Source organism: Halomonas elongata DSM 2581 (assembly GCF_000196875.2).
Taxonomy (GTDB): Bacteria; Pseudomonadota; Gammaproteobacteria; order Pseudomonadales; family Halomonadaceae; genus Halomonas; species Halomonas elongata.
This window is the reverse complement of record NC_014532.2, coordinates 192,603-218,157: the sequence shown is the minus strand read 5'-3', so window position 1 is coordinate 218,157 and position 25,555 is coordinate 192,603. Positions and strand designations below refer to the sequence as shown.

Genomic DNA, 25,555 nt, shown 5'->3' with positions numbered 1-25,555 from the left:
CCCCATGCAATATCTGAACACCACTCACGGTACCGACATTCTCGAGGCGCTGGTCGATGTCATCGTCGAGAACCGCAACTACCTGAGCGAAGTCGACGGCGCCATCGGCGACGGCGACCACGGCATCAACATGGCCAAGGGGTTTCGCTTGTGCGGCGAGTCGATCCAGGGCCAGTCACTGGGCCTCTCCAAGGCGCTGGGCACTCTCGCCACGACCTTGATGGGCTCCATCGGCGGCTCCATGGGCCCGCTCTACGGCAGTCTTTTTCTCGGCATGAGCAACGCCATCAAGGAATGCGAGGCCCTCGATGCCAGGGCCTTCGGCGACATGCTGACCGGCGGCCTGAATGCCCTTCAAGGCATCAGCGACGCGCAGGTCGGCGACAAGTGCCTGCTCGATACCCTGGTGCCGGCCGTCGACGACTATCGTCGCGCGGCGGATAACGGAGAGGATTTCCCCGCCGCTCTGGACGCCCTTCGCCAGGGTGCTGAACGCGGCTGCGAGTCCACCCGGGAGCTGGAAGCCCGTATCGGTCGCGCCGCCAGGCTGGGCGAACGCTCCAGAGGCCACCTCGACGCCGGTGCCGTCTCCTGCCGGCTGCTGCTGGTGACGCTCGCCGACAGCACCGAGCGTCACCTGGAGAAAGCCGCCGCCTGACGCGACGCGAGCGGCCTTCCAGATTCTTCGCCCGGATGGTGCTCGGCACTGTCCGGGCGCCCCTCGCCCATTGTTCCAGTGGAGATAGCCATGGCTTCACGACTCGATGCTCTCAAGCAGCACTCCCTGGTGGTCGCCGACACCGGCGACCTGGACGCCATACGGCGCTACCAGCCCCAGGACGCCACCACCAACCCGTCCTTGATCCTCAAGGCCTTCGACATGCCCGGCTATCAGCCGCTGATCGAACGGGAACTGGCCGCACTCCCCGCCCAGGGTGACAAACAGGAGCGCGCCGCCCGGGCCGTCGATCACCTGGCCGTGGCCATGGGCAGCGAGATCGCCGGCGTGGTCCCCGGGCGCGTCTCCACCGAAGTGGCCGCCCGACTGTCCTTCGATACCCAGGCCAGCATCCGCAAGGCCCATGAGCTGATCGAGCTCTACGCACAGCGCGGCATCGGTCGCGACCGGGTATTGATCAAGCTGGCCTCGACCTGGGAGGGCATCCGTGCCGCCGAGGTACTGGAGAAGGAAGGCATCAACTGCAACCTGACGCTGCTGTTCAGCGATGCCCAGGCCCAGGCCTGCTTCGATGCCGGCGTCTTTCTGGTCTCGCCCTTCGTCGGTCGGGTCACCGACTGGTACAAGAAAGAAAGCGGCCGGGATTTCACCCCCGAAAACGACCCCGGCGTACAGTTCGTGCGCGGTGTCTGCGAACGCGTCAGCCAGGGCGGCTATGACACCGTGGTCATGGGGGCCAGTTTCCGCACCGCCGACCAGGTCCTGGCACTCGCTGGCTGCCCGCGGCTGACCATCTCGCCGGCGTTGCTCGAAGAGCTGGCCACCACACCGGGAACCGTCAAAGCCAAGGTGCTCATGACACGTAACGGCGGTCCGCGTCCGACATCGCTCAGCGAGTCCGGCTTCCGCTGGGAGCACAATCAGGATGCCATGGCCAACGACAAGCTGGCCGAAGGCATTCGTCGTTTCGACGAAGACCAGTCACGCCTCGAGCAACGCATCGCCGACCGCCTCTGATCCAGGAGTCCCCATGCCATCCCGTTTCGAACTGGCCAATGCCATTCGCGCCCTTTCCATGGATGCCGTCCAGAAGGCCAACTCCGGTCACCCCGGCGCCCCCATGGGCATGGCCGATATCGCCGAGGTCCTGTGGAACGATTTCCTCGTCCACAACCCCGCCGATCCCCACTGGCCCGACCGTGACCGCTTCGTGCTCTCCAACGGCCACGGCTCCATGCTCCTCTATTCCCTGCTGCATCTCTCCGGCTACGAGCTCGGCCTCGAGCAGTTGCAGAACTTCCGCCAGCTGCACGCCAAGACCGCCGGCCATCCCGAGTACGGCTATGCGCCGGGTATCGAGACCACCACCGGCCCGCTGGGCCAGGGCCTGGCCAACGCCGTCGGCATGGCCATCGCCGAGCGCACCCTGGCCGCCCAGTTCAACCGCCCCGGCCACACCATCGTCGACCATCACACCTACTGCTTCGTCGGCGACGGCTGCCTGATGGAAGGCATCTCCCATGAGGTCGCCTCCCTGGCCGGCACCCAGCAGCTCGGCAAGCTGATCGCCTTCTACGACGACAACGGCATCTCCATCGACGGCGAGGTCGAAGGCTGGTTCACCGACGACACCGCCAAGCGCTTCGAGGCCTACGGCTGGCACGTGGTGCCCAATGTCGACGGCCACCAGCCCGACGAGGTCAAGGCGGCCATCGAGCTGGCCCGCCAGCACAGCGACAAGCCCAGCCTGATCATCTGCAAGACGGTGATCGGCTTCGGCGCACCCAACAAGCAGGGCAAGGAGTCCTGCCACGGCGCGGCGCTGGGCGAGGACGAGGTCGCCGCCGCCCGCGAGCAGCTCGACTGGCCGCATGCGCCCTTCCATGTGCCGGAGGACATCTACCAGGGCTGGGACGCCAGCGAGGCCGGCCGCACCCGCCAGGCCGACTGGCAGGCACGGTTCGAGCGCTACGCCGAGGCCCATCCCGAGTTGGCCCGCGAGTTCCTGCGCCGCCAGAAGGGCGAGCTGCCCGCCGAGTTGACCAGCGAAGCGCTGATCGAACAGGCCCAGGACAAGGCCGAGACCACCGCCTCGCGCAAGGCCTCGCTGGCCTGCCTCAACGAGCTCGGCCCGCAGCTGCCCGAGCTGCTCGGCGGCAGCGCCGACCTGGCGCCCTCCAACCTGACGGTCTGGAACGGTGCCAAGGTGATCGGCCCCGAGGGCTCGCGTGAGGGCGCGCCCGACGGCAACTACCTGCACTATGGCGTGCGCGAGTTCGGCATGGCCGCCATCGCCAACGGCATCGCCCTGCACGGCGGCTTCGTGCCCTACACCGCGACCTTCCTGATCTTCATGGAGTACATGCGCAACGCCGTGCGCATGGCCGCGCTGATGGGCGTGCGCAGTATCTACGTGTTCACCCACGACTCCATCGGCCTCGGCGAGGACGGCCCCACCCACCAGCCGGTGGAGCAGCTGACCACTCTGCGCTCGACGCCCAACATGTCGACCTGGCGCCCCTGCGATGCCGTGGAGACCGCCGCGGCCTGGAACGCCGCCCTCAAGCGCCAGTCCGGCCCCACCGCCCTGGTGCTGTCGCGCCAGAACCTGCCGCATCAGGCCCGCGACAAGCAGCAACTCGCCGACATCCAGCGCGGCGGCTACATCCTCAAGGACAGCGACGGCACGCCGGAGCTGATCCTGATCGCCACCGGTTCCGAGGTCGGCCTGGCCATGGACGCCGCCACGGCCCTCGCCGACAAGGGCCGCCGGGTGCGCGTGGTCTCCATGCCCGCCACCGACGTCTTCGACGCCCAGGACGCCGAGTACCGCCAGCGGGTGCTGCCCGCCGAAATCGGCAACCGCCTCGTCATCGAGGCCGGCCACCCGGATCTCTGGTACAAGTACGTCGGCCTCGAGGGGCGGGTCATCGGCATGACCACCTTCGGCGAATCCGCCCCGGCCGGCGACCTGTTCAAGCACTTCGGCTTCACCGTCGACAACGTCGTCGACGAGGCCGAGCAAATGCTCGACGACGCCGAGGACTGAGCACACCTGGCCGCTCAGGAAAATGAAAGGGCGCGGCCAATTGGCCGCGCCCTTTTGCGTCACCGAGACTTGCGCCTCGGAAGATCCGATCTTTTCTCAGGCGATGCTGATCCTGTCGTCCAGATACACATCCTGGATGGCGTTGAGCAGTTCGACGCCTTCGGCCATGGGCTTCTGGAAGGCCTTGCGACCGGAGATCAGCCCCATGCCGCCGGCACGCTTGTTGATCACCGCGGTGCGCACCGCCTCGCCGAGGTCGGAGTGGCCCTTGGAACCGCCCCCCGAGTTGATCAGGCCGATGCGCCCCATGTAGCAGTTGGCCACCTGATAGCGCGCCAGGTCGATGGGATGGTCCGAGGTCAGTTCGTCATAGACCTTGTCGTGGGTGTGGCCGAAGCCGACGGCCCGATAGCCGCCGTTGTTCTCCGCCAGCTTCTGCTTGACGATGTCGGCCTTGATGGTCGCCGCCATATGGATGGCCTGACCGGTGAGGTCGGAGGCGACATGATAGTCGCTGCCATCCTTCTTGAACTCGGGATTGCGCAGGTAGGCCCACAACACCGTGACCATGCCCAGTTGGTGGGCCCGTTCGAAGGCCTCGCTGATCTCGGTGATCTGGCGACGGCTCTCGGGCGAGCCGAAGTAGATGGTCGCGCCCACCGCCGCGCAGCCCATGGCATGCGCCTGCTCGACCTGACCGAACAGCGTCTGGTCGTAGACCGCCGGATAGGTCAGCGTCTCGTTGTGGTTGAGCTTCACCATCATCGGAATCTTGTGGGCGTAGCGACGCGCCACCGAGGCCAGGCCACCGAGTGTCGAAGCCACGCAGTTGCAGCCACCTTCGATGGCCAGCTCGACGATGTTGGCGGGATCGAAATAGAGCGGATTGGGCGCGAACGAGGCACCGGCCGAGTGCTCGATGCCCTGGTCGACCGGCAGGATGCTGACATAGCCGGTGCCGCCCAGGCGGCCGTGGTTATAGATGGACTGCAGGTTGCGCAGCACCTGGGGACTGCGATCACTATCCGCCATCACGCGGTCGATGAAGTCCGGACCCGGCTTATAGAGCGACTCGGCCGGCACGCCCCGGCACTCATGATTCAGCAGGCTGTCCGCCTCATCGCCGAGTAGCTGTGGGATATCGGTCATTGTACGTTTCCTCTCCTTGGTCGTTCGCCTTGATAGTTCGACGGGTAACGGGGATGCACCATCTAGCCTAGTGTCCTAACTCAGGCCCGGCCATCGCATGCGGGTGGCCAGCCACAGACTGCCGAAGCCTGGCGAGCGCGTCCAGTCCCCGCCCCCGGGACGTCCGCCCGGATTTGCGCTAGAATCGCGGGCTCGAGTTTTCCGGCGCCAGCATAGTTCGAGGCATCTCATGGCTCATCGCATCGCCATCAACGGTTACGGCCGCATCGGCCAGTGCGTGCTTCGCGCGCTCATCGAGCGCCGCGAGCCCGATCTGGAAGTGGTGGCCATCAATGAGCTGTCGGGGCTCGACACCATCGCCTATCTGACGCGTTACGACACCACCCATGGCCGCTTTCCCGGCCACGTCGAGGCTGACGGCGACCATCTGGTGATCGACGGCCGACCGATCCGGGTGCTGTCCGAGTCCGAGCCGAGCCGGCTGCCCTGGGACGAGCTCGGCATCGACCTGGTGCTGGAATGCTCGGGCAGCTTCAAGGATCGTGCCACCGCCGAGCGCCACCTGAGCGCCGGCGCCGGCCGACTGCTGTTCTCCCAGCCTGCCGAGAGCGACGTCGACGCCACCATCGTCACCGGCATCAACGATGCCGACCTGACGGCGTCGTGCCGAATCATCTCTGCCGCCTCCTGCACCACCAACTGCCTGGTGCCGGTGCTGACCGTGCTCGACGAGGCGCTGGGCCTGGAGCACGGCGTGACCACCACCATACACTCGGCGATGAACGACCAGCCGGTGATCGACGCCTACCATCAGACCGATCTTCGCCTGACGCGTTCGGCCATGCATTCCATCGTGCCCGTCGACACCGGGCTGGCCCGGGGCATCAACCGCCTGATGCCGCACCTGGCCGAGCGCTTCGAGTGCCTGCACGTGCGCGTGCCGACCATCAACGTTTCGGCCATGGACCTGGCGCTGTGCGTGCGCACCGACACCACGGCCGAAACGGTCAACGACCTGCTGCACGAGGCAAGCCACACCCGGCTTTCCGGGCTGCTCGGCTACACCGAGGAGCCCATGGCCTCGATCGACTTCAACCACGATCCGCGCTCCGGTATCGTGGATGCCACCCAGACCCGGGTGGCCGGCGGCCGCCTGATCAAGATGCTGTGCTGGTTCGACAACGAGTGGGGGTTCGCCAACCGCATGCTCGATGTCGCCGGCCGGATCGCCAGGCTGGGCGCGGCGCCACCTACCGACGCCTGACTCCCTTCGGCTTCCCCAGACGAGGAATCTGCTTCCATGAACGTGCGCAAGATGACCGACCTCGACCTACGCGGCAAGCGTGTACTGATCCGCGAGGACCTGAACGTGCCCGTCAAGCACGGCAAGGTGACCAGCGATGCCCGCCTGCGGGCCTGCCTGCCGACCATCCGGGCAGCCCTGGAAGCCGGCGCCCGGGTGATGCTGATGAGCCACCTGGGACGCCCCACCGAGGGTGAGCCCGCCGAGGAATTCTCGCTGGCCCCGGTGGCGGATCATCTCGGCGAGCTGCTCGAGCGCCGCGTACGCCTGGTCAAGGACTACCTCGACGGTGACGTCGAGCTCGCCGACGGCGAGGTCGTACTGCTCGAGAACGTGCGCTTCAACAGCGGCGAGAAGAAGGACGACGAGGCACTGGCCAAGCGGTACGCGGCACTGTGCGACGTCTACGTGATGGACGCCTTCGGCACCGCTCACCGCGCCCAGGCCTCCACTCATGGCGTGGCACGCTTCGCCCCCGAGGCCTGCGCCGGTCCCTTGCTGGCCGACGAGCTCAGCGCCCTGGAAAAGGCCCTGGCCACCCCGGCCCGCCCGATGACGGCCATCGTCGGCGGCTCCAAGGTCTCCACCAAGCTCGAGGTGCTCACCGCCCTGGCCGAGAAGTGCGACCGCCTGATCGTCGGTGGCGGCATCGCCAACACCTTCATCGCGGCGGCCGGCTACAACGTCGGCAAGTCGCTGCATGAAAGCGACCTGGTCGAACAGGCCAAGGCCCTGATGGCCCGGGTCGAGATTCCGCTGCCCAGCGACGTGGTGGTGGCCACCGAATTCTCCGAAAGCGCCACGGCCGTGACCAAGCCGGTGGACCAGGTGCAGGATGACGAGATGATCCTCGACATCGGCCCCGACACCGCTGCACGCCTCGGCGAGCAACTCAAGGCCGCCGGCACCATCCTGTGGAACGGCCCGGTGGGCGTGTTCGAGATCGATCAGTTCGGTCGCGGCACCGAGGCACTGTCCCAGGCCATCGCCGAAAGCCCGGCCTTCTCCATCGCCGGCGGCGGTGACACCCTGGCGGCCATCGACAAGTACGGCATCGCCGACCGGGTTTCTTACATCTCCACCGGCGGCGGCGCCTTCCTCGAATACGTGGAAGGCAAGACGCTGCCCGCCGTAGCCGCCCTAGAAGCCGCGGCCGACAAGGCCTGATACACTACGCGGATTCCAAACGATCGACTCTCGGTGCGGCGCCGTCCCAGGACGGCGCCGCCGTCACGCTAGACAGGTACGAAACATGGCACTGATCAGCATGCGCCAGATGCTGGACCACGCCGCCGAACACGGCTACGGCGTCCCGGCCTTCAACGTCAACAACCTCGAGCAGATGCGCGCCATCATGGAGGCCGCCGACGAAACCGATTCTCCGGTGATCGTCCAGGCCTCCGCCGGCGCCCGCAAGTACGCCGGCGCACCCTTCCTGCGCCACCTCATCCTGGCCGCCGTCGAGGAGTTTCCGCATATCCCGGTGGCCATGCATCAGGACCACGGCACCAGCCCCGCCGTGTGCCAGCGCTCCATCCAGCTCGGCTTCTCCTCGGTAATGATGGACGGCTCGCTGGGCGAGGACGGCAAGACGCCGACCAGTTACGACTACAACGTCGATGTCACCCGTCGCACCGTCGAGATGGCCCACGCCTGCGGCGTTTCCGTCGAGGGCGAGCTGGGCTGCCTGGGCAGCCTGGAAACCGGCATGGCCGGTGAAGAGGATGGCGTCGGCGCCGAGGGCAAGCTCGATCACGATCAGTTGCTCACCGATCCCGAAGAGGCCGCCGACTTCGTCAAGGCGACCCATGTCGACGCCCTGGCCATCGCCATCGGCACCAGCCACGGCGCCTACAAGTTCACCCGTCCGCCCACCGGCGACACCCTCTCCATCCAGCGCATCAAGGAGATTCATGCCCGCATCCCGGAGACTCACCTGGTGATGCACGGCTCCTCCTCGGTGCCCCAGGAATGGCTCGAGGTGATCAACGAGTTCGGTGGTGAGATCCCCGAGACCTACGGCGTCCCCGTCGAGGAAATCGTCGAGGGCATCAAGCACGGCGTGCGCAAGGTCAACATCGACACCGACCTGCGCCTGGCGTCCACCGGTGCGGTGCGCCGCTTCTTGGCCAAGAACCCTGCCGAGTTCGATCCGCGCAAGTTCCTCAAGGTCAGCACCGCGGCCATGAAGGAAGTCTGCAAGGCCCGCTACGAAGCCTTCGGCACCGCCGGCAACGCCTCGAAGATCAAGCCGATCAACCTCGAAGAGATGTTCCTGCGCTACGAGCGTGGCGAACTGGATCCGCGAGTGAAGTAAGCCGGCCGATGTGACCGGCACACAAAGAGGGACGGCCTTGGCGCCGTCCCTCTTTTTTTCGATGCTACAGCGTCAAGGCCAGGCGCAGCATGTCCTTGTGCTGGATCCCCCGCTCATGGATCGGTTCATCGTAGTGATCGAGAAAGTGGTCCCGGATCACGGACTCGACCCGGAAACCGGCACGCTGGTAGAAGGCCAGCTGATGGCCGAAAGTGCCGGTACCCAGCTCGATGCGCGCATACCCCTGCGCTCGGGCATCGGCAATGACATGTTCGAGCAGCGCCGAGCCGATACCTTGCGCCTGGGCCTCGATCGCCACGGCGATGTTGAACAACTCCAGCACACCGTCGCGGTTGACGTTGAGCACACAGGCTCCGACCGGCTGCCCCTGCTCGCTGGCCAGATAGCACAAGGCACCCTCAAGGTAGGTGGCGATATGATGCTCGGACGGATCCGCCAGCAGCAGCAACGGCATAGGCAGTTCCTGCGGTGCAACACGGGAGAATGTCGGCATCTCGAACTCCGTTCGACCAGGAAGATCCGACAATGCCAAGCCCTCGCCACACCGGCAAGCCACACAGGCCGGAATCAGGCGACGGGGGCATCAAGCTCCCTGACACGCCGGCCCTCCTGAACCACCAGGGCGCACTGCAGCACCGCACCAAGCATCGCGATGGCGGCAGCCCCCACGGCCAGTCCCCAGACCGGCCATTGCATGGCCAGTATCACCCCGCCGACGGCGGAACCAATGGCGCTCCCCAGATACAGCGCCGATTCGTTCAGCGCGATCGCCAGATGACCATCGCCAGCCATGCTGCGCGCCTTGAACAGCTCATCATTCTGCGGCACCTGCAGCGCCCAACCGACGGCTCCCCAGACGACCAGGGGCAGCATCGTCATCGCCAGCCGATATGGCGCCAGCACCGGCAACAGGATCAGCGCCGTCGCCAGCAGCAACATGATGCCCAGCGTGACCTTGGGTCCTCGTACGCGATCCACCACGGCACCGACCAGGAAGCTGCCGACCACGCCACCGATGCCCCAGACCCAGAGGTAGGGAGTGACCGAGATCGTTTCACTCTCGGCGTAAGCCGCAACGAAGGGGGCGATGAAGGTATACATCCCCAGGCTCGCGATGGCGGCGAGTAGCGAAACGCCCAGAATGGCGACGACACGACGGTCCGCCATGACCGCCAGCTTGCTTCGCATGGATACCGAGGGTGTGTCGGGCAGCGTCGGCAGGCGCCACAGCATGCCCAGCAAGGTCACTCCACCGAGCATGGCAATCAACCAGAAAGCGGCCTGCCAACCCAACCGTTCCGCCAACAGCAGGCTGACCGGCACTCCCAGCACGGTCCCGCTGGCCATGCCACCCATGACGATGGCGATGGCCTTGCCTCGTCGGCGCTCTCCGGCCAAGCTCGCCGCCGCCGCAATGCCCAGGGCCAGATAGACACCGGCGCCGATTCCCGCCACGGCCCGCAGCACGACCAGGGTCACGATATCGTTTGCCAGCGCACTGGCGACATTGGCGATCACGAATACCGCCAACGAGCCAAGCAACCCGATGCGCTGACGATGGGCAGGCAGGACTGCCACCAGCAGCGGCGATCCCAGCCCATAGGCCAGGGTGAACGCCGTCACCAACTGGGCCGCCAACGACACGGAAACCGATAACTCGATCTCGATCATGGGAATCAAACCCGCCGTGGCGTAGGACGCCATCCCCAGGGCAAAGGCGCCGACAGCTACCATCATGGCCGTCGACAGTTCTCGGTTCAGCATTTCCATCTCCCCCTTGGTTCCGAGGCCGAACGCCTCCTTGGAGGAGCTATGGTCCAAGCTTATTTATGGGGTTACAATTTAACCAATTATTCTATTACTAAGAGTATTCGTATGTGCGCATCACGGAGTTTGGCACGCACTCGTCCCGAGCTTGCGGACTTCCTGCGGAGCCGCAGGGAGCGACTATCGCCGGAAATGCTCGGACTGCCGCGTGGCAATCGCCGTCGCACGCCGGGCTTGAGACGGGAAGAAGTCGCGGCGCTGGCCGGCGTCGGGGTCACCTGGTACACCTGGCTGGAACAGGGGCGCGACATTGGCGTTTCCACGGGCTTTCTGGACAGCCTCGCCCGAGTCTTGCGGTTGGACGCCGCCGAACGCCGCCACCTCTATCTGCTCGTTCACCAACGCCCTCCAACGGAGAGCAAGCGGACCTGGTGCACCATGCCCAGCCTGGCGCAGCGGCTGCTCGACGACCTTCCCCACCGGCCCGCCTATGTCCTCAACTTGCGCTGGGACGTGCTGGCCTGGAACACCGCCGCCGACCGCATCTTCGACTTCTCGGCACAGCCCCCGGAACGACGCAACCTGCTATGGATGCTGTTCGTCGACGACGCCACTCGCAGGCTCTTCGATACCTGGGAGCAGCAGGCCCCACGCCTGGTATCCAGCTTCCGCCAGGACTACGCCAGCGCCCCCGAGGACAGCGACATCGAGCAACTGGTCCGGGAGCTGGAAGACGTCGCGCCCGAATTCAAGACATGGTGGCGACAGCAGGATATCCACGGCCCCTGCCTCGGTCGACGCTCACTGTTCATCCCGGACATCGGCACGCTCGATTTCGAACACATGACCCTCACGCTGGACGAGGATCGCCATCTGCGTCTGGTCTATTACGCGGCCTGCGAGTCGCACTCCAGGGCCGGAGCCTTCGAGGATTGGCTGAAGACACCCCCCATCACGCCAGGGTAGTAACGTTTCGCGAATCGGCGACACCCGGTGCAAGGATGATGAACAGTTGAAGAACACTGTTCACAAAGTGCGCTATATGGTCTTTAATTAACCATGAACACAATCTTCCCCATCGGGGCAGCGTGTTCGCTTTCCAACATTCCCACAGAGGCTCGGTGACAATGCGCCCTCTCTGCCTTCTCTTCGATTGCGATGGCACCCTGGTCGACAGCGAACCCCTGCTGGCCGACGAGATGGCGACCAGCCTCAACGCCGTCGGCCTGCCCTTTCAGGCCGCCGACTACATCGGCGAGTTTCGCGGTGCGCGCTTCCGGCACATCGTCGCCGAGCTCGAACGCCGCCACGGCAGCGTGGACGCGCAACGCCTCGAGCCGCTCGAGCGTGAGATGCGCGCCAACCTCAACCGCCGACTGGCCACCGACCTAACACCGATCGAAGGTGCCACCGAAGCCCTTGCAGTGCTGGCATCGATTCCCATGGGCGTGGTCTCCAATGGACCGACGAACAAGATTCGCACCTCCCTGCATGCCACCGGCCTGGACGAGCTCTTCGGAGAGCATCTGTTCAGTGCCTATGATGCCCAGTGCTGGAAGCCCGACCCCGGCCTCTATCTTCATGCCGCCCGTCAGATGGGCTTTGCCCCGGCAGATTGCGTGGCCATCGACGACTCCCTCGTCGGCGTCCAGGCAGCGCTGGCCGCCGGCATGACGGTGATCCACCTCAATCGCTTCCCGGATGTCGAGGAAACGCCCGAGGGCGCCCTCTCCATCACCAGCATGTTCCAGCTGCCCACCGTCATCTCGCGCCTGACCCAGGCACAGGCCATGGCGAACTGATCGACACAACACGGGCCCACACCGCATGGCGTGGGCCCGTTGTAGAGAGTCGCCAAAGACCTCCAGGCTCACCTATCAGCCCGCACCAATGGCCTCCGGCACCTCTGACTGGCGACGCTTGTGCTGACGCCGACCGACACCGATCACCATCTCGCCGACCACCAAGGCCAACAGCACCCCGAGGATGATCTTGCCCGCATAGTCCCAGTCCATGGGCTCACCGGGGGTCACCACGAACAGCACGATGCCCGCCAGGACATGCAGCCCCACGATAGCGGCCCAGACGCAAGCCAGACGATTACCCAGCGGTAGGCGGAACGGGCGCGGTCGATCAGAGCTCAGACGTAACTTGATGAAGGCCAGGCTCATCAGGACATAGGGAATCATGAAGATCATCGCGAAGATCGACAGCAGGGTCCAGAACAGCCCTTCCGAGGTATTGGCGACCAGGCCATAGGTCACCATCACCACGATACTCACTGCCGAGGCCAGCAGGGCCGAGCCGACCGGGGTCCCGTGCCGGGGGTGCACAATACCGAACACGTCGGGAAACTCCCCGGCCTTGGCGGCTTCCACGGCGGCACGATTGGTACCCATGCTCCAGGTCACCATATTGGTGAAGAAGGTGAAGAGCACGAAACCGCCGACCAGGTTCGCAACCAGACCACCCAGGCCATCACGGCCGTACATGTTGAAAAGCGACTCGGCGAACAGCGTCGTGACATCGGCCTGATCGGCGGGTACTGCCGCCAGCACGCCGATGGTCCCCAGCACATTGAACGTCGCGATCAGCAGTCCCGAGGCCAGGATGGCACGCGGGATATCGCGACGCGGATGAATCATCTCGGCGGCGCTGCAGCATGCCAGCTCCGTCCCCATGATGCCGTAGACCATCACGCCAAGCGCGGCGATGGCCGCCGGCGACGAAGGCAAAGCGGCTTCGAAGGTGAAGGGATTGGCGAATCCTTCCTGAATCCCATAGCGCAAGCCACCGAACAGCAGCACCAGCACCGAGATCAACTTCAGCACCGCACCGATATTGGGTAACCACTTGCCGATCCGCAGACTGAGGCTGGTACACAGCGACGTCACCAGGGCCAGGCTGCATCCCAAGAGAATCTCGGACCACAGGCCCATACCCGGGAAATAGAAGGCGCTGAACATGCTGGCGAAGAGAATGTAGACCGACGGCATCCACAGGGCATTGTTGATCCAGTAGAGCCAGGAAACGCGAGCGCCCCAGCGGAAGCCGAAGGCGCTGCGTACCCAATGGTAGACGCCACCGTTGCTCGGATAGGTGGTGCCAAGCTCGGAGGTCATCATGGCCATGGGCAGGAAGAGCAGTATCAACACATAGGCCCACCAGAACAGGCTGCTCGATCCCAGTGAGGCGGCAAGGGCGATCTGATCCATGAACAGCATCGCCGAAACGGTATAGAGGGTCACGTCGCGGCAACGCAACACCTTGTTCTTGTTATCTTCCATAAGACAAGGACTCCCACGGTTGGCAAGTTCAAGAATGACGAGGGGAGCGCCTCGACGGTGGCCGGCACGCGTCGAGGCGCCCGGTCACCGCTACCAGTGACCGGCGGCGCGCAGGTCCTCGAGGGTCTCGAGAATGCTCTCGCGGAGCACGTCCACCACGAAATCGACTTGCTCGTGGGTCAGTGTCAGGGCGGGCGACATGACATTGAGGTGCACGATCGGCCTCACCAAAAGACCGCGTTTCTGGGCACGCAAATGCACCCACTCCCCGATGTTGAGCGCCTCGGGGAACAGCGTTCTGGTGGTCTTGTCGGCAACGAACTCGACACAGGCCATAAAACATCGGGCCCGCACCTCACCGACGATGGGCAGGTCCTCTAGCGTACGTAGCCGTTGCTCGAAGTAGCGACCGACTTCGCGGGCTCGCGGCAATAGCGCTTCCCGTTCGAGGATCTCGATGTTCTTCAGGGCCGCCGCGCATGCCACCGGGTGTCCCGAATAGGTAAAGCCATGGCTGAAGCAGCGTCCGGCGCCGGGCTCGGCAATTACCTCCCAGATCCGCTCGGAGAAGATGCAGGCGCCCAGAGGCTGGTAGCCGGAGGTCAACCCCTTGGCCGTGGTAATGATATCGGGCTGGATATCGAACTCCGCCTCCGAGGCGAAGAAGTGACCCAGTCTGCCGAAGGAAGTCACGACTTCGTCGGAAATATAGAGCACATCGTGACGCTGACAGACTTCCCACATGCGCCGATGATAGCCAGCCGGCGGAATGATCACGCCCCCGGACCCCATGATCGGCTCGGCGAGAAAGGCACCGACCCGCTCAGGGCCGATCTCGAGAATCTTGTTCTCAAATTCCGCAACCAGCCCCTCCAGGAACTCGGCTTCGTTGACGCCTTCCGGTGCGCGATAGAAATTAGGGCAGCTCAGGTGATGAATACCGTCGGTCAGGAAATCGAATTCCTCCGGGCGATCCGCCTGCTTGCCGCCTAGTGACATGGTCAGATAAGTGGAGCCATGATAGGCATTTATTCGCGTTATGATCTGCTTCTTTTCATGCTTGCCTCGACAATTCTGGTAGTAGTGAACCAGCCTGATAGCCGTATCCACCGCCGTGGAGCCTCCCGTCGTCAGGAAGACACGATCGAGATCGCCTGGTGCCAGCTCGGCGAGCTTTTCACTCAACTGTATGGCGCGGTCATTGGCCATGTCGCAGAAGGAATTCGAATAGGCTAGCTGCCGAGTCTGCTCGGCAATGGCTTGTGCCATTTCTTCCCTTGCCAGACCAATATTGGTGCACCACATTCCGCCGACGGCATCCAGGTACTGTTGCCCCTGTGCGTCACGGATATAGGCATCATCGCCCTGGGTTATGTTGAGCGAACCATGCTGCCGGTGCTCATCGAAGGCATGATAACCATGCATATAATGCGCCTTGTCGGACTCAATAAGGCGCTTGTTATCAAGACTGGAAAAATGCGAGACATCGGGTATATTCGACATACGTATCCTGCATGTTGCCTGAATCGCCGGCAGTATAGGCTTTCCCAACTCCGGCGCCCCATACCTCAATTGGGTAGGTCGAGCCCCGCTGATTCATTCACACCAGGCCAGGACGGGAGGCCACTTATCGACGTTCTCCAGCCACTCCATTCATCAGAAGTTTTTAATATATGACGTGCCTTTCCACCACCGAGCTGGCCTCGTGGAACGAGGCCGCTTCCGAGGCCATGGCCCATTGTCACGCCGACGACTTTCCCGCGAAACTGCTCGAGGCCATCGACACCCTGGTCCCCCTGGAATCAACGCTCATCATCCTGGAAGATTCCCGCCGTGCCCCGGAGCTTCTCTACAAGAGAGGAATTCCGCCTCACAACCGCGAGCGGGTCATCGACCGCTACTTTTCCCGGGGGTATCTACTGGACCCCTTCTGCCTGGCCGTCGATCAGGGCCTCGCGGAGGGTTTCTATCATCTCGATGACATCGCCCCCGATAATTTCTTCAACAGTGAATACTACCGGGTGTACTACCTGGAGGCGGGGTCGGTGGAGGATTGCTATTACATTCTCGACCTGACACCAGAGCGGCGCATCTCGATAAGCCTCTACAATGGGCTGACCGCCACGCCCTTAACCTCGACGCAACGGGCCATCCTGCAAACCCTGGATCCCATGGTCAGAACGCTGGCGCGCTATCACTGGCAGAACCTCGACGAACGCGTCGACACACTGCCACCTCCCTTCGCACCCAGCCCCGGTGGAGGCAAGCTGCGAGAGGCCTTCCTGCGTTTCGGCGAGGATCGGCTCACCATGCGGGAACGCGAGATCTGCCACCTGCTGCTGCGCGGCCACTCGGCCAAGTCCAGCGCGCGCGAACTCTCTATCTCGCCGGAGACGGTGCGCCTGCATCGCAAAAACCTCTACGCCAAGTTCGATATCGGTTCACAATCAGCTCTGTTCGCCATCTTTCTCGACTGGCTCGATGGCTGGTCCATCGAGGGCTGACATCACGGCCTTCCATATCAAGGCGTTGTCGCTCCCCTCGACCTTTGTCTAGCGCCGGATACCTTGCGCTCCATGAAGCGCGCTGCCTACGATGGGAACGTTCCCATTCAATACGGTAGCGCCATGCCCGCGACGTCACGCCCTGCCACCATCCTGGAAGTCGCCCGCGACGCCGGCGTCTCGAAGACCAGCGTATCCCGCTATTACAGCGGCGAGCGCGAGCGTCTCTCCGCCAGCATGCAGCAGCGGATCGCCCACGCCGCCGAGCGTCTCGGCTACCAGCCCAACCCCATGGCCCGGGGGCTAAAGGGCGGCCCCTCGGGGCTGGTCGGCATGCTGGTCGCCGATATCCGCAATCCCTTTTCGGTGGCGGTGATGCATGGCGTCGAACAGGCCTGTCGCCGACAAGGCTTGTCGCTGATGGTCTGCAACACTGACAACGACCCGACGCTGGAGCGCCAGAACCTGGCACTGCTGACCTCCTACCGGATCGAGGGACTGATCGTGAACGCCGCCGGTCGCCACGGCGAGGCCCTGGCCGAGCTGGCCGGCGGCGGCCTGCCTCTGGTGCTGCTCGATCGCTCGCTCGAAGGCATCGACGCCGACGAGGTCGGGCTCGACAACGACCGAGCCATCGACATGGCCCTCGACCACCTGACCGAACGCGGCTATCGCCGGGTGCTGTTCGTCACCGAGCCGCCGGCTCGGGCCAGCTCACGCCAGGCGCGGATGGCGCGCTTCGAGTCGGGCCGCTCATCGCGAGGGCTCGAAGGCGAGGTGCTGAGTCTCGAGCTCGACGACGCAGCCAGTCTCGACCGGAGGCTGAGCGCATTCCTCGAGGCCGCGACGCAGCAACCCACCGCCATTCTGTGCGGCAACGGCCAGGTCACGCTCGCGGTGACCCGCACCCTCCAGGCCCGTCGGGTACCACTCGGCGAAATCGGCCTGATGGGCATCGATGAGCTCGATTGGTGCCAGCTGGTCACGCCCGGCATCACCACCCTGGCCCAGCCGACCGACGCCATCGGCCAGGCTGCCGTCGACCGTCTGCGTGCCCGTCAGGCCGAACGAACCACGCCCGAGCCCCGACACGAACGTTTCACCCCGACCCTGATCATCCGGGACTCGACATGCCGCCCAGGCGTCGATGCTCCCCATTTCGACGAGACGCGCCCATGACACGACCTTCATCCCCCGAGCTTCTCTCCTTCGGCGAGGCCATGACCCTGTTCGTGGCCGAAACGACCGGAGATCTGGCCGAGGTGGAACGATTTCGGCGGCGCATCGCCGGTGCCGACACCAACGTCGCCATCGGCCTGGCACGCCTGGGCTTCCATGTCGGCTGGTTGAGCCGAGTCGGCGACGACAGCTTCGGCCGCTACCTGCGTACCACCCTGGAACACGAAGGCCTGGACTGCCGGCATCTGATTACCGATGCCGATCACGCCACCGGACTGGTGTTCAAGGAACGCGCCCTGGATGGCGCCGATCCCCGCGTCGAATATCGTCGGCGGGGCAGCGCCGCCAGCCAGCTTGCCCCCGCCGATGCCGATGAGGTCGATTTCTCGGCCTTGCGACACCTGCACGCCACCGGCATTCCTCCGGCACTCTCGCCGAGCTGCCGCGAGCTTTCCTATCACCTGCTCGGCGAAGCACGTCGCCACGGCGCCAGCCTGTCCTTCGATCCCAACCTGCGTCCCAGCCTCTGGTCCAGCGAACGCGAAATGCGCGAGACCCTGAACGACCTGGCCGCCCACACCGACTGGGTAATGCCGGGGCTCGCCGAGGGCCAGTTGCTGACGGGCCAGGAAACGCCCCATGACATCGCCGGCTTCTACCTCGACCAGGGCGCCGAAGCGGTCTTTCTCAAACTCGGCCCGGAAGGCGGCTACTATCGCGGCCGCCTCGGCGGCGAGGAGCAGGCCTTCAGCGTGCCCGGCATTGCGGTGGCCGAGGTGGTCGATACCGTCGGCGCCGGAGACGGCTTCGCGGTCGGCGTGATCAGCGCCCTGCTGGATGGCGTTTCGCCACGCCAGGCCTTGCAGCGCGGCTGCCTGATCGGCGCCGAGGCCGTGCAGGTTTCCGGCGACATGGAAGGCCTGCCCCACCGCGACCGTCTCGAACACCTCGAGGCCGCCCTCGACGACACCTCCCGGAGGAGTGCCACATGACCAAGCGTATCCTGGTATACCGCCCGCTCAACGAAGATCAACTCGCACGGCTGGAGCGCGACTTCCATGTCGACTACCTGCCGGAGACCAGTGCCGAGGATCCCGCCTTCCTCGACGCCCTGGCCAACGCCCACGGCCTGGTCGGCGCCAGCCTGCCGATCACCCCGGCGCTGCTCGACCGGGCACCGCATCTCGAGGCCATCGCCAGCATCTCGGTGGGCTACGACAACTATCCGGTGGACGAGCTGACCCGGCGCGGCATCCTGCTGTGCAATACCCCCGACGTGCTGACCGAGACCACCGCCGACACCGGCTTTCTGCTGATCATGTGCGCAGCCCGCCGCGCCATCGAGCTGGCCGGGATGGTCCAGCGCGGCGAGTGGCGCGAGAGCATCGGCAAGGAGCTGTTCGGCACCGATGTGCATGGCAAGACGCTCGGCATGGTCGGCTTCGGCCGCATCGGTGCCGCCATCGCGCGACGTGGCGCACTGGGCTTCGGCATGCGGGTGCTGTATTCGAACGCCTCGCCCAAGCCCGAGCTCGAGGCCGAACTCGGTGCCCGGCACCGCGAGCTCGATGACCTGCTCGCCGAGGCCGACATCGTCTGCGTCACCGTGCCCCTCAATGCCGACACGCAACACCTGATCGGCGCTCGCGAGTTCGCGCTGATGAAGCCCTCGGCGATCTTCGTCAACGTCGCCCGCGGCAAGGTGGTCGACGAGACCGCGCTGATCGAGGCGCTCCGCGCGGGTAGACCGCACGCCGCCGGCCTAGATGTCTTCGAGCGCGAACCCCTGCCCGAGACGTCGCCCCTGCCGCACATGCCCAATGTCGTGGCACTGCCGCACATCGGCTCGGCGACCCATGAAACACGCACCGCCATGGCCGATCGCGCGGTCGCCAACATTCTCGCCGCCCTGAGCGGCGAGCGACCGCCCAGCCCGGTCAATGAACTCGAACTGAAGGGCTCATGACAGGCACGACGCTGCCCTGGCCAGCCGGGCACCAGGGCAGCGCCACCTCTCCCGCACCCGGCAACGCCCCATCAGGCAACACATAACAATCAAGAGGTACGACATGCTCACGACACGCACACAATCAGGACGCTTCCTCAAGCAGCTCGTCATCGGCGCCACCCTGGCCACCACACTCGGTGCGACGGGCATCGCCCAGGCCGTGGAGCTGCGCTTCGGTCACGGCGGCACCGAGGACACTGCCTACCACCTCGGCGCGACCCGCTTCAAGGAACTGGTCGAGGACAAGAGCGACGGCGATATCGGCGTCCAGATCATGGGCAACTCGGTACTCGGCCATGAAACCGAGATGTTCGAGCAGCAGATGGCCGGCGCACTGGATCTGTCGATCATCAATCCCGGCCTGATCACCGACTTCTCGTCCACCGCCAATGTCTTTTCCATTCCCTTCCTGTATCGCGACCAGGCGCACTGGCAGGCCGTGCTCGATGGTGACGTGGGCCGCGAGATCGCCGATCAGATCACGGAGGAAACCGGCGTCAAGGTGCTGGCCTTCTTCGGCGGCGGCAAGCGCCAGATCGTCAGCAGCCGCCCGCTCGAGAGCCTCGACGACCTGAAGGGCATGAAACTGCGCACCAATCCGACCAAGCCCTTGATCGCCGCCTGGTCGGCGCTGGGCACCGAACCCACGGTCATGGCCTGGAAGGAGATCTACACGGGCCTGCAACTCGGTGCCATCGACGGCCTGCTCAACGAGGCCGAGTGGATCCACCGCATGCGGTTTCATGAGGTCGCGCCGCATATCGGCCTTTCCGAGCACGACATCACGGTACGCCTGCTGACCATGTCGCAGATGTCCTGGGACCGCCTCGACGAGAGCCAGCAGCAGGCCGTGATGGAAGCCGCCCGCGAGGCCGCGAGCTATGCGCGTCAGGTTCAGCTCGAGCAGGATGCCGAGGCCCTGGATCTGCTCGTCGAGGAAGGCGCCACCCTGCATGAACTGGACCGGCAACGGATGCAGGAGATCGTCAGTGAACCGCTCGCCGAGGTCGTCGAGGAGATGGGGCTGACCGAACTGCGCCAGAAGATCGCCAACGTCGAGTGAGCCCTTGCCGGGGTGCCTGGCACCCCGGCTCAAGATCTCGCCCTCCGGAGAACGCCGCCATGAGACGCCTGTTGCACGGCCTGACTCACCTGAATCGCGGGCTGGAGCGCTGCCTTCACTGGCTCCTGCTGGCCCTGCTGTTTGGCTTCATCGCCTTGATCGTCTATCAGATCGTTAGCCGCAATCTGCCGCTGATGCCACGCCTGTACTGGACCGAGGAATTCAGTCGCTTCGCCTTTCAGTGGATGATCATGCTGGGCACCGCCATCGGCGTGCTGCATGCCGACCACTTCGTCCTCGAGGCCTTTCCGCGCGGCTCGCGGGCCAGTCTGGTGACGCGCTGGATACGCGACCTGTCCTGCCTGGCCGTCGGTCTGATCTTCGTCATCCACGGCAAGGATTTCGCCCTGTCCGGCCTGCGGCGCGAGGCCACCGCCTCGGGACTGTCGATGATCTACGTCTATTCGGCCTTCAGCGTCAGCGGCCTGCTGATCATCCTGTTCAGCGCCCAGCGACTGCTGCACGCCCTGCTCGATGGCGTGCCCCGCATGGAAGCCAGCCTCGACACGCCCGATGCCGTCGAGGAGGCACTCGAGGCGCATGCCGGGCACGGCGACGAACTGGATCCTTCGCTCTCTTCCACCGACGGGAGAACGCCATGATTCCCATGGATGCCGTCTTCATCCTGCCCTGGCTGCTGTTCGGCCTGCTCGGCGTGCTGATCGTCGCCGGAGTGCCGATCGCCATGGCTCTGGTCCTGACCGCCGCCGGCATGATCCTGCTCGACCCGCGCCTGACCTACTGGGTCATGTTCCAGCGCATGTACAACGGCATGGACTCGTTCGTGCTGCTCGCCGTGCCGTTGTTCCTGCTGGCCGGCAACCTGATGAACGCCGCGCGCATCACCGACCGGCTGATCACCCTGTGCATGCGCCTGGTGGGCCACTTCAAGGGCGCCCTGGCGCATGTCAACGTGATGGTCAGCATGCTGTTCGCCGGCGTCTCCGGTTCTTCGACGGCCGACAGCGCCGGCGTGGGTACCGTGCTGATTCCGGCCATGCAGCGCGAAGGCTATCCGAGCCACTTCTCGGTGGCCGTGACCGCCGCCTCGTCGGTCATGGGCATCATCATTCCCCCTTCCATCAACATGATCGTCTGGGGCGCCCTGACCAACACTTCCATCGCCGGCCTGTTCCTCGGCGGCATCCTGCCCGGGCTGATGATCGGTGTGGCCCAACTGGCGCTCAACGTCGGCTATGTGCGTCGCTACCAGGTGCCGGTCCGACGTCGCGCCTCGCTGGTCGAACTGGCGCGCTCGAGCAAGGACGGCCTGCTGGCCGCCGGCATTCCCGTGGTTATCATCGGTGGCATCACCCTGGGGCTGGTCACGCCCACCGAGGCAGCGGTGATCGCCGTACTCTACGCCCTGGCGCTGGGCACCCTCGTCTATCGGGAGCTCAATCTCTCCAAGGTGCTCGATGCCTCCACCGACACCGTGCGCCTGTGCTCCCTGTCTCTGTTCAGCCTGGTCGGAGCGGCGATCTTCGGCTACCTGATCAGCTTCTACCAGATTCCGCCCAAGCTGATGGCCGGTGTCGACATCAGCGATCCCGTGATGCTCCTGCTGGTGATGACCGCCGTCATGCTGGTCATCGGTACCTTCATGGATTCCCTGCCGGCCATGGCCATCATGGCGCCGATCTTCCAGCCCCTGGCCATGCAGGCCGGAGTCCACCCGGTGCAATTCGGCGTCATCGGTGTCATGGCGCTGGGCCTGGGGCTGATCACGCCCCCCTATGGTCTCTGCCTGATGATCTCGGCAAAGATCGGCGGCATTCCGCTGCTTCAGGCGCTCGGCACCACGCTGCTGTACCTGGCCATCATGCTCGGCGTGATCCTGCTGCTGATCCTCTATCCGGATCTGATCCTGATGCTGCCCCGACTGATCGCTCCCGATTTCGTGTGAGCCTGCATCGTGCCGCCTGGCCGGGTACACTGGCCGGCGGCGCCCCCATCCACGACCAACCCACGAGGCTTTCATGTCCGCGTCCTCGCCTTCCGCCCTGCCGGCTTCGGCTCCCTCCTCTTCGGCTCCCCTCTGCCTGCTCTTCGACTCCGACGGTACCCTGGTCGACAGCGAGATCCTGCTGGCCGAGGTCATGGGCGACGTCCTGCCCGAGTACGGGCTCCCCTTCACTGCCCGCCAGTACATGGAAGCCTTCCGGGGCGTTCGCTTTCACGATATCGTCGCCACCCAGCAGCGCCGTCACGGCCCGCTCACCGAAGACAGCCTGGCGCGTCTGGAAGCCGCGATGCGCACTCGCATGCAAGCACGCATGACCGAGGAGCTCGTCGCCATCGACGGCATGCCCGACGCGCTGGACGCCCTGGCCGCCTACCCCAAGGCCGTCGTCTCCAACGGCCCCGACAGCAAGATCCGCTGCGCCATGGCCAGTGCCGGCCTGGCACACCACTTCGGCGACCATCTGTTCAGCGCCTACACCCTGGAAGTCTGGAAGCCCGACCCCGGCCTCTATCTCAAGGCGGCCGAGGCCATGGGCTTTCCCCCCGAGCGCTGCGTGGTGATCGACGATGCAGCGGTGGGCGTGGAAGCCGGACTGGCCGCCGGCATGCAGGTGATTCACCTCAACCACTTCCCCGACGAGGAAGCCACGCCCGAGGGCGCCATCGCGCTCCACCACGCCAGCGAATTGCCCGAAGTCATCGCGCGGCTGGCGAGTGCTCGGCAGGCACTCTGAATCGGCGTCAGGAAGTCGCGACCGGCTCCGCCAGTCCCGCTACCGGTGCCGGCATACGAAGCAGGCTACCGGCAGCAGGCCAACGCTTTCGTTCCTCGTCGTTCAGGTGTTGCGTGGCGGTGGTGATGTAGAGCGTCCGCAGATCGGGGCCTCCGAAGGCCACCATGGTGGGGTGCGGGCAAGGTAGCTCGAAGCTCGCCTCCAGCCTTCCCGCGGGAGAGAAACGCACGATACGCCCTCCCCCATAAAGAGCGCTCCAATAGCAGCCCTGGCTATCCACGGCGGCACCATCCGGCACCCCCGGCAAGCCCAGGGCATCCAGATCCGCCCAGACCCGAGGCTCGCCGGTGCGGCCAGTCTCCACATCGAAGGGATAACGCAGGATCCGCCGGGTCAACGAGTCCGTGTGATAAAGCCAGCGTCGGTCGGGGCTGAAGGCCAGTCCATTGGCGATGCCAAGACCAGACCACCGCTGCACCAGTTCTCCCCCCTCGAAGCAATAGAGAGCCGCGGAAGGCGTAACCTCGTCGGCGGCAATCGTACCCGCCCAGAAACGCCCGGCCGCATCGCAGCGTCCATCGTTGAAGCGATTGCCCTTCCCGTCGTGCCACTCGGGGTTGTCCGCCAGGCGCTCGGTCCGGCCGTCGAACGGCAATCGCAGCCTGATGATGCCCGAGGCCGTGGCGGCGAGCAGTCCCTCCTCGCACAACGCAATGCAGCCGACCTTTTCATCCAGCTCGATGCGCGAGGGCGCTGCGTGCCGATCCGGCTGCCAGACATGGATCACGCCATGATTGATATCCACCCAGTGGAGCGTCTGCCGCGCCACCGACCATAACGGGCTCTCGCCCAGGCTCATGTCGAGCTCGACCGCCACCTGCACTCGTGTATCCGTCACCATGCGATTACCTGCCCCTTCGGTCGTTAAACCTGCGGCGAGCCCTGACGCGCCACGTCACCGACAGCGGCGACGCCAGAGCGGTCGGCAGCTTCCCGTCGACCGCTTCACTCATACGCCATTTCCTCGAGTTCCTTGCCTCGCGTTTCCTGAACCCAGCGCAGCACAAAGAAGGCCGACAGCGCGGCACACAAGGCATAGAAGCCATAGGCACCCGCCAGGCCGATGGATGCCAGCATGATCGGGAAGGTCATGGTGATGCCGAAGTTGGCCAGCCACTGGAACAGCCCGGCGATGGCGAGTCCCGAACCACGCATCTGATTGGGGAACATCTCGCCCAGCATCACCCACATCACCGGCCCCCAGGAGACGTTGAAGCTGAATACGTAGATATTGGCGGCCAGCAGGGCAAACACGCCCATGTCGTCGCTGAGCTGCAGATTCCCGTCGACCAGGGTTGCCGTGGAAAAGGCAAAGACTAGGCAGGCCAGGGTAATGGCCATTCCCACCGAGCCGACCCACAGCAGGGGCTTGCGGCCGATCTTGTCGATCAAAGCGATTGCCAGCAGGCAGGCGCCGATGCTCACGGCCCCGGAGATCACGTTGATCAGCAGGGCATCACCCTCCGAGAAGCCTACCGATTGCCACAGCACCGCGCCGTAATAGAACACCACATTGATGCCTACCAGCTGCTGGAACACCGCCAGGCCGATACCGACCCAGACAATGCCATGCACCTTGCCGGTCGCGCGGTTGACCACATCGCTCAATCGCGGCTTGTGATCACGATCCAGGGTGGTGTGGATCTCATCGAGCTTGTCGCCGACCTCTTGCTCCGGCATCACCAGGCCCAGCACCCGGCGAGCTTCCGACTGTCGACCACTGCTGATCAAGTATCGCGGGCTCTCGGGGATGAACAACAGCGCCACCAGGAATACCGACGCGGGCAGCAGTTCGATCCAGAACATCCAGCGCCAGGTGGCAAAGCCGAACCACAGCTCGGCGACCGCCGAACTCGAGACATAGGCCAGCACGTAGTTGCTCAGAAAGGCCATGAACAAGCCGCCGATGATGGCCACCTGCTGGATGGTGGCCAGGCGACCGCGATACCTCGAGGGCGCCACTTCACTGATATAGGCCGGCGTCATCACACTGGCGGCCCCCACTGCCATGCCACCGAGGACGCGATAAACCACGAATTCCATCGAATCACCGGCGATTCCCGACCCCCAGGCACTCACCAGGAAGAAAATCGCCGAAACGATCAATACCGTACGGCGGCCAAAGCGGTCCGCCAGGCGACCGGCAAAGAAGGCACCGACGGCACAGCCCAGCAGCATGGATGCCACGTTGAAGCCGGTACCGACACTGTCGGAATTGAAAGAGGATTGGAGACCATCGACCGTGCCGTTGATGACGCCACTATCGAAGCCGAAGAGAAAGCCACCGATGGCAGCAATACAGCATATGATGAGTATATAGGCAGAACGACTGAGCGGTTTGCGATCCGTCATGTTCAATCTCCAGAAAAAAGGGCGCCCGAGCCCGGGCACCAATATCGAAGCAACAGCA

General features: G+C 64.7%; 23 protein-coding genes. 16 read left to right on the top strand and 7 right to left on the bottom strand.

What is annotated here, in order from left to right; translation table 11 throughout:
* Positions 1–4: 4 nt before the first annotated feature.
* From dhaL to tkt, 3 genes are all read left to right on the top strand, one after another.
* Positions 5–658, top strand: a complete 654-nt coding sequence (dhaL, locus tag HELO_RS00950) for a dihydroxyacetone kinase subunit DhaL (RefSeq protein WP_013330944.1) — start codon at positions 5–7, stop codon at positions 656–658.
* A gap of 90 nt (positions 659–748) precedes the next feature.
* Positions 749–1,696: a transaldolase gene (tal, locus tag HELO_RS00945; protein WP_013330943.1), complete on the top strand. Its 948-nt coding sequence runs from the start codon at positions 749–751 to the stop codon at positions 1,694–1,696.
* A gap of 13 nt (positions 1,697–1,709) precedes the next feature.
* Positions 1,710–3,728: a transketolase gene (tkt, locus tag HELO_RS00940; protein ID WP_013330942.1), complete on the top strand. Its 2,019-nt coding sequence runs from the start codon at positions 1,710–1,712 to the stop codon at positions 3,726–3,728.
* 96 nt (positions 3,729–3,824) lie between these two features.
* On the opposite strand, the gene HELO_RS00935 is transcribed toward tkt, so the two are convergent.
* On the bottom strand, positions 3,825–4,877 hold the full coding sequence (locus HELO_RS00935; RefSeq protein ID WP_013330941.1) for a class I fructose-bisphosphate aldolase: 1,053 nt from the start codon (positions 4,875–4,877) through the stop codon (positions 3,825–3,827).
* A gap of 229 nt (positions 4,878–5,106) precedes the next feature.
* Here HELO_RS00935 and HELO_RS00930 point away from each other — a divergent pair, with 229 nt between their 5' ends.
* From HELO_RS00930 to fba, 3 genes are all read left to right on the top strand, one after another.
* Positions 5,107–6,141, top strand: a complete 1,035-nt coding sequence (locus HELO_RS00930; protein WP_013330940.1) for a type I glyceraldehyde-3-phosphate dehydrogenase — start codon at positions 5,107–5,109, stop codon at positions 6,139–6,141.
* A gap of 36 nt (positions 6,142–6,177) precedes the next feature.
* Positions 6,178–7,347 carry a phosphoglycerate kinase gene (locus HELO_RS00925; RefSeq protein ID WP_013330939.1) on the top strand — a complete coding sequence of 390 codons (1,170 nt, stop codon included), beginning with the start codon at positions 6,178–6,180 and terminating at the stop codon, positions 7,345–7,347.
* Positions 7,348–7,432: 85 nt separating this feature from the next.
* Positions 7,433–8,497, top strand: coding sequence for a class II fructose-bisphosphate aldolase (gene fba / locus HELO_RS00920; RefSeq protein WP_013330938.1), 1,065 nt, complete (start codon positions 7,433–7,435; stop codon positions 8,495–8,497).
* Between the two features lie 64 nt (positions 8,498–8,561).
* Here the strand turns inward: fba and HELO_RS00915 are convergent, their stop codons facing one another.
* Both HELO_RS00915 and HELO_RS00910 read right to left on the bottom strand, forming a co-directional pair.
* Positions 8,562–9,011, bottom strand: coding sequence for a GNAT family N-acetyltransferase (locus HELO_RS00915; RefSeq protein ID WP_013330937.1), 450 nt, complete (start codon positions 9,009–9,011; stop codon positions 8,562–8,564).
* A 74-nt stretch (positions 9,012–9,085) separates the two neighbouring features.
* The gene (locus HELO_RS00910; protein WP_013330936.1) at positions 9,086–10,282 is read right to left on the bottom strand and encodes an MFS transporter; all 1,197 of its coding nucleotides are present in this window, start codon (positions 10,280–10,282) and stop codon (positions 9,086–9,088) included.
* 111 nt (positions 10,283–10,393) lie between these two features.
* Here HELO_RS00910 and HELO_RS00905 point away from each other — a divergent pair, with 111 nt between their 5' ends.
* On the top strand, positions 10,394–11,251 hold the full coding sequence (locus tag HELO_RS00905; RefSeq protein ID WP_041601832.1) for a helix-turn-helix transcriptional regulator: 858 nt from the start codon (positions 10,394–10,396) through the stop codon (positions 11,249–11,251).
* A 161-nt stretch (positions 11,252–11,412) separates the two neighbouring features.
* A complete protein-coding gene (locus HELO_RS00900) occupies positions 11,413–12,087 on the top strand; it encodes an HAD family hydrolase (protein WP_013330934.1) in 675 nt (224 codons plus the stop codon).
* Positions 12,088–12,162: 75 nt separating this feature from the next.
* Here HELO_RS00900 and HELO_RS00895 read toward each other — a convergent pair whose 3' ends face one another.
* A complete protein-coding gene (locus HELO_RS00895; RefSeq protein ID WP_013330933.1) occupies positions 12,163–13,572 on the bottom strand; it encodes an APC family permease in 1,410 nt (469 codons plus the stop codon).
* 90 nt (positions 13,573–13,662) lie between these two features.
* Positions 13,663–15,075 carry an aminotransferase gene (locus tag HELO_RS00890; protein ID WP_013330932.1) on the bottom strand — a complete coding sequence of 471 codons (1,413 nt, stop codon included), beginning with the start codon at positions 15,073–15,075 and terminating at the stop codon, positions 13,663–13,665.
* Between the two features lie 170 nt (positions 15,076–15,245).
* Between HELO_RS00890 and HELO_RS00885 the strand changes: the two genes are divergently transcribed.
* From HELO_RS00885 to HELO_RS00850, 8 genes are all read left to right on the top strand, one after another.
* Positions 15,246–16,076, top strand: a complete 831-nt coding sequence (locus HELO_RS00885; protein ID WP_013330931.1) for a helix-turn-helix transcriptional regulator — start codon at positions 15,246–15,248, stop codon at positions 16,074–16,076.
* A gap of 72 nt (positions 16,077–16,148) precedes the next feature.
* Positions 16,149–17,255: a LacI family DNA-binding transcriptional regulator gene (locus HELO_RS00880; RefSeq protein WP_013330930.1), complete on the top strand. Its 1,107-nt coding sequence runs from the start codon at positions 16,149–16,151 to the stop codon at positions 17,253–17,255.
* Positions 17,252–18,247, top strand: a complete 996-nt coding sequence (locus HELO_RS00875; RefSeq protein ID WP_041601831.1) for a sugar kinase — start codon at positions 17,252–17,254, stop codon at positions 18,245–18,247. Before HELO_RS00880 ends, HELO_RS00875 begins: the two co-directional genes overlap by 4 nt.
* Entirely contained in the window at positions 18,244–19,221 is a 978-nt protein-coding gene (locus HELO_RS00870; RefSeq protein WP_013330928.1) for a 2-hydroxyacid dehydrogenase, read from the top strand. Before HELO_RS00875 ends, HELO_RS00870 begins: the two co-directional genes overlap by 4 nt.
* 103 nt (positions 19,222–19,324) lie before the next feature.
* Positions 19,325–20,326, top strand: a complete 1,002-nt coding sequence (locus HELO_RS00865; RefSeq protein ID WP_013330927.1) for a TRAP transporter substrate-binding protein — start codon at positions 19,325–19,327, stop codon at positions 20,324–20,326.
* 59 nt (positions 20,327–20,385) lie between these two features.
* On the top strand, positions 20,386–20,988 hold the full coding sequence (locus HELO_RS00860; RefSeq protein WP_013330926.1) for a TRAP transporter small permease: 603 nt from the start codon (positions 20,386–20,388) through the stop codon (positions 20,986–20,988).
* Positions 20,985–22,292 (top strand): TRAP transporter large permease, encoded by a 1,308-nt coding sequence (locus HELO_RS00855; protein ID WP_013330925.1) that lies wholly within the window; start codon positions 20,985–20,987, stop codon positions 22,290–22,292. Before HELO_RS00860 ends, HELO_RS00855 begins: the two co-directional genes overlap by 4 nt.
* A gap of 73 nt (positions 22,293–22,365) precedes the next feature.
* Entirely contained in the window at positions 22,366–23,085 is a 720-nt protein-coding gene (locus HELO_RS00850; RefSeq protein ID WP_013330924.1) for an HAD family hydrolase, read from the top strand.
* Between the two features lie 7 nt (positions 23,086–23,092).
* Here HELO_RS00850 and HELO_RS00845 read toward each other — a convergent pair whose 3' ends face one another.
* Entirely contained in the window at positions 23,093–23,986 is an 894-nt protein-coding gene (locus tag HELO_RS00845) for an SMP-30/gluconolactonase/LRE family protein (RefSeq protein WP_013330923.1), read from the bottom strand.
* Positions 23,987–24,090: 104 nt separating this feature from the next.
* Positions 24,091–25,497: a sugar porter family MFS transporter gene (locus tag HELO_RS00840; protein ID WP_013330922.1), complete on the bottom strand. Its 1,407-nt coding sequence runs from the start codon at positions 25,495–25,497 to the stop codon at positions 24,091–24,093.
* Between the last annotated feature and the right edge of the window lie 58 nt (positions 25,498–25,555).

Coding starts and splice junctions, on each gene's coding strand:
- HELO_RS00870 (WP_013330928.1), top strand. CDS start 18,244: ATGACCAAGCGTATCCTGGTATACCGCCCGCTCAACGAAGATCAACTC.
- tkt (WP_013330942.1), top strand. CDS start 1,710: ATGCCATCCCGTTTCGAACTGGCCAATGCCATTCGCGCCCTTTCCATG.
- HELO_RS00900 (WP_013330934.1), top strand. CDS start 11,413: ATGCGCCCTCTCTGCCTTCTCTTCGATTGCGATGGCACCCTGGTCGAC.
- HELO_RS00885 (WP_013330931.1), top strand. CDS start 15,246: ATGACGTGCCTTTCCACCACCGAGCTGGCCTCGTGGAACGAGGCCGCT.
- HELO_RS00905 (WP_041601832.1), top strand. CDS start 10,394: ATGTGCGCATCACGGAGTTTGGCACGCACTCGTCCCGAGCTTGCGGAC.
- tal (WP_013330943.1), top strand. CDS start 749: ATGGCTTCACGACTCGATGCTCTCAAGCAGCACTCCCTGGTGGTCGCC.
- HELO_RS00845 (WP_013330923.1), bottom strand. CDS start 23,986: ATGGTGACGGATACACGAGTGCAGGTGGCGGTCGAGCTCGACATGAGC.
- HELO_RS00910 (WP_013330936.1), bottom strand. CDS start 10,282: ATGCTGAACCGAGAACTGTCGACGGCCATGATGGTAGCTGTCGGCGCC.
- dhaL (WP_013330944.1), top strand. CDS start 5: ATGCAATATCTGAACACCACTCACGGTACCGACATTCTCGAGGCGCTG.
- HELO_RS00895 (WP_013330933.1), bottom strand. CDS start 13,572: ATGGAAGATAACAAGAACAAGGTGTTGCGTTGCCGCGACGTGACCCTC.
- HELO_RS00880 (WP_013330930.1), top strand. CDS start 16,149: ATGAAGCGCGCTGCCTACGATGGGAACGTTCCCATTCAATACGGTAGC.
- HELO_RS00915 (WP_013330937.1), bottom strand. CDS start 9,011: ATGCCGACATTCTCCCGTGTTGCACCGCAGGAACTGCCTATGCCGTTG.
- HELO_RS00855 (WP_013330925.1), top strand. CDS start 20,985: ATGATTCCCATGGATGCCGTCTTCATCCTGCCCTGGCTGCTGTTCGGC.
- HELO_RS00840 (WP_013330922.1), bottom strand. CDS start 25,497: ATGACGGATCGCAAACCGCTCAGTCGTTCTGCCTATATACTCATCATA.
- HELO_RS00875 (WP_041601831.1), top strand. CDS start 17,252: ATGACACGACCTTCATCCCCCGAGCTTCTCTCCTTCGGCGAGGCCATG.
- HELO_RS00930 (WP_013330940.1), top strand. CDS start 5,107: ATGGCTCATCGCATCGCCATCAACGGTTACGGCCGCATCGGCCAGTGC.
- HELO_RS00890 (WP_013330932.1), bottom strand. CDS start 15,075: ATGTCGAATATACCCGATGTCTCGCATTTTTCCAGTCTTGATAACAAG.
- HELO_RS00925 (WP_013330939.1), top strand. CDS start 6,178: ATGAACGTGCGCAAGATGACCGACCTCGACCTACGCGGCAAGCGTGTA.
- fba (WP_013330938.1), top strand. CDS start 7,433: ATGGCACTGATCAGCATGCGCCAGATGCTGGACCACGCCGCCGAACAC.
- HELO_RS00935 (WP_013330941.1), bottom strand. CDS start 4,877: ATGACCGATATCCCACAGCTACTCGGCGATGAGGCGGACAGCCTGCTG.
- HELO_RS00860 (WP_013330926.1), top strand. CDS start 20,386: ATGAGACGCCTGTTGCACGGCCTGACTCACCTGAATCGCGGGCTGGAG.
- HELO_RS00865 (WP_013330927.1), top strand. CDS start 19,325: ATGCTCACGACACGCACACAATCAGGACGCTTCCTCAAGCAGCTCGTC.
- HELO_RS00850 (WP_013330924.1), top strand. CDS start 22,366: ATGTCCGCGTCCTCGCCTTCCGCCCTGCCGGCTTCGGCTCCCTCCTCT.